Here is a 2590-nt window from a genome sequence, read left to right as displayed (position 1 = left end):
CCGCGCAGACCTGATCGTAGACCTGCAGGCCGCGCTGGGCCGCGGCGTCGTCGTAGTAACCGAAGATGCCCTGAAACGACCAGTCGCGGGTCATCAACTCCGCGCTCGGTCCCGCGGCGGGGGCCGGCGTCGGGGTGGCGAGGACGGCCGCGCCGAGAAGCGCGGCGGTCAGGATAGCACGCATGATCTCACTCCGCCGGCTGGGCTTGCGGTCCCGCGGGCGCCGCGGTCGGCAACACCGGCTTGTTGATGCTCTCCGGCACCGGGCGCGGCTTCTCGAACTTGCCGAGCAACGGCAGCAGGATGAGGAAGTGGAAGAAGTAGTAGGCGGTGCCGATCAACGCCACCATCGGCCAGATACCCTCGGCCGGCATCGCCCCCGCGTAGGTCAGGATGACCACGTCGGCCAGCAGCACCCAGAACGCCCAGAAATAGATGGGGCGATAGGTGGCGCTGCGCACCTTCGAGGTGTCGAGCCATGGCAGGAAGAAGAGCACCAACACCGAGCCGAACATCGCGATCACGCCGCCCAGTTTGGCGTCGATCAACGTGAAGCCGAAGAGGCTGATGTCGAAGGTGATCGAGCGCAGGATGGCGTAGAACGGCAGGAAGTACCATTCGGGCACGATGTGCGCCGGGGTCACCAACGGATTGGCCGGCACGTAATTGTCGGGGTGACCGAGCACGTTCGGCGCGAAGAAGACAAAGAAGCCGAAGAACAGCAGGGCGACGAACAGGCCGAAGACGTCCTTCACCGTGTAGTACGGATGGAAGGGCACCTTATCTTTCTTGGTGATATCGATGCCGACCGGGTTGTTGGAGCCGTGCTCGTGCAGCGCGAGGATGTGGAGAAACACCACCGCGAAGATCATGAACGGCATCAGGTAGTGCAGCGAGAAGAAGCGCTGCAGGGTCGGATTGCCGACCGAGAACCCGCCGAGTAGCCACGTCACCAGCGAGTCGCCGACGACCGGGATGGCGCTGAAGAGGTTGACGATCACGGTGGCGGCCCAGAAGCTCATCTGGCCCCACGGCAGCACGTAACCGGTGAACGCGGTCGCCATCATCAAGATGAGGATGACGACGCCCAGGATCCACAACAGCTCACGCGGTTCTTTGTAGGACCCGTAGTACAAGCCGCGGAAGATGTGGATGTACACCACGATGAAGAAGAAGGAGGCGCCGTTGGCGTGGGCGTACCGGATCAGCCAACCGTAGTTGACGTTGCGCATGATGTGCTCGACGCTGCTGAACGCCAGATCGGCGTGCGGCGTATAGTGCATGACGAGCACGATACCGGTGACGATCTGTAGGACCAGAAAGATCCCGGCGAGGGAGCCGAAGTTCCAGAAGTAGTTCAGGTTCTTCGGCGTCGGATACGCGACCAGCTCCTTGTAGCCCCAGGAGATGACCGGGAGCCGGTAGTCGATCCAGCCGAGAACACCGGTGAACTTCGGCGTCGGCGTGTCAGCGCTCATGGTTTGCTCCTTTGACCCGCTGCGGCCTAGCCGATGGTGATGTCGGTATCGGAGGTATAGACGAAGGGCGGGATATCCAGGTTGCGTGGCGCCGGGCCACGCCGGATACGCCCCGCCGTGTCGTAGTGCGAGCCGTGGCAGGGGCAGAACCAGCCGCCGTAGTCGCCCTTCGGCTCGCCCTGCTTGTTGCCGAGCGGCACGCAGCCGAGGTGGGTGCAGATGCCGATCTGGATCAACCAGGGCTGGCGCGTGGTGCCGTCGGCGCTGGTGGTGCGCTCGGCGTCGGTCTGCGGATCGCGCAGCGCGACGACGTCGACCGCCTCCGCCTCGGCGATCTCCTCCTCGTTGCGGTGGCGGATGAAGACGGGCTTGCCGCGCCACTGCACGGTGATCGCCATGCCGCGCTCGACGCCGGAGAGATCGACGTCGATCGACGCCAGCGCCAACACGTCGGCGGAGGGGTTCATCTGGTGGACGAAGGGCCACGCGACGGCGGCGACGCCGATGCCGAAACCGGTCCAACCAACGATCTGAAGAAAGTCGCGACGGTTGCCGCCGCCCGCTGCGTCCGTAGCCATGGGTGCCCTGTCGTCTTTTCCACCGGTGCGGTGGAAATTAGGAAGGCGGCCGCGCGCGGACAAGCTTTTGTTGGTCGCATGCACACCCGGCTCCGACTCGCCGTTTATGAACCGGACATACCACAAAACGTGGGCGCCATGGTGCGCCTAGCGGCCGCACTCGGCTGCCCGCTGGAGCTAATCGAGCCCTTCGGGTTCGTGTTTGATCATCGCAAACTCCACCGCGCCGCGCTCGGCTACCACACCCGCGCGGAAATCACGCGGCACCCCTCCTGGAACCGCTTCCAAGACGCGATGCGCGCCGCCGACCGCCGGCTCGTGCTGCTCAGCACCGCCGGCGCGACCGATTACCGCGACCTCGCCTACGACGCGGGCGACGTGCTGCTGGTCGGCTCGGAGAGCCGCGGCGTTGCGCCGGCGGTCCCCGCCGCCGTAGACGCCCGCGGCGTCCTCCCGATGGAGGCCGGGGTGCGCAGCTTGAACGTCACGACGCAGCGCGCGACGATCGCCGGCGGGACGCTGAGGGCGGGCAGC

The 2590-nt window shown here is 65.6% G+C and carries 4 protein-coding genes; 1 reads left to right on the top strand and 3 read right to left on the bottom strand.

The window, feature by feature from the left end; translation table 11 throughout:
* From I6U14_RS00725 to petA, 3 genes are all read right to left on the bottom strand, one after another.
* Window positions 1-184 (bottom strand): cytochrome c1 (locus I6U14_RS00725; RefSeq protein ID WP_296896062.1); only part of this gene is annotated, 184 nt, incomplete at its 3' end.
* A gap of 4 nt (window positions 185-188) precedes the next feature.
* Window positions 189-1478, bottom strand: coding sequence for a cytochrome b N-terminal domain-containing protein (locus tag I6U14_RS00720; RefSeq protein ID WP_296896061.1), 1290 nt, complete (start codon window positions 1476-1478; stop codon window positions 189-191).
* Between the two features lie 26 nt (window positions 1479-1504).
* Window positions 1505-2056: a ubiquinol-cytochrome c reductase iron-sulfur subunit gene (petA, locus tag I6U14_RS00715; RefSeq protein ID WP_296896060.1), complete on the bottom strand. Its 552-nt coding sequence runs from the start codon at window positions 2054-2056 to the stop codon at window positions 1505-1507.
* Between petA and I6U14_RS00710 the strand changes: the two genes are divergently transcribed.
* The coding region (locus I6U14_RS00710) for a tRNA (cytidine(34)-2'-O)-methyltransferase (protein ID WP_296896058.1) at window positions 1949-2590 on the top strand (642 nt) is incomplete at its 3' end. The two genes, petA and I6U14_RS00710, sit on opposite strands and share 108 nt — an antisense overlap.

Source organism: Thiohalocapsa sp., from assembly GCF_019695415.1.
In the GTDB taxonomy this organism is placed as follows: Bacteria; Pseudomonadota; Gammaproteobacteria; order Chromatiales; family Chromatiaceae; genus Thiohalocapsa.
This window is presented reverse-complemented; position numbering and strand designations above follow the sequence as displayed.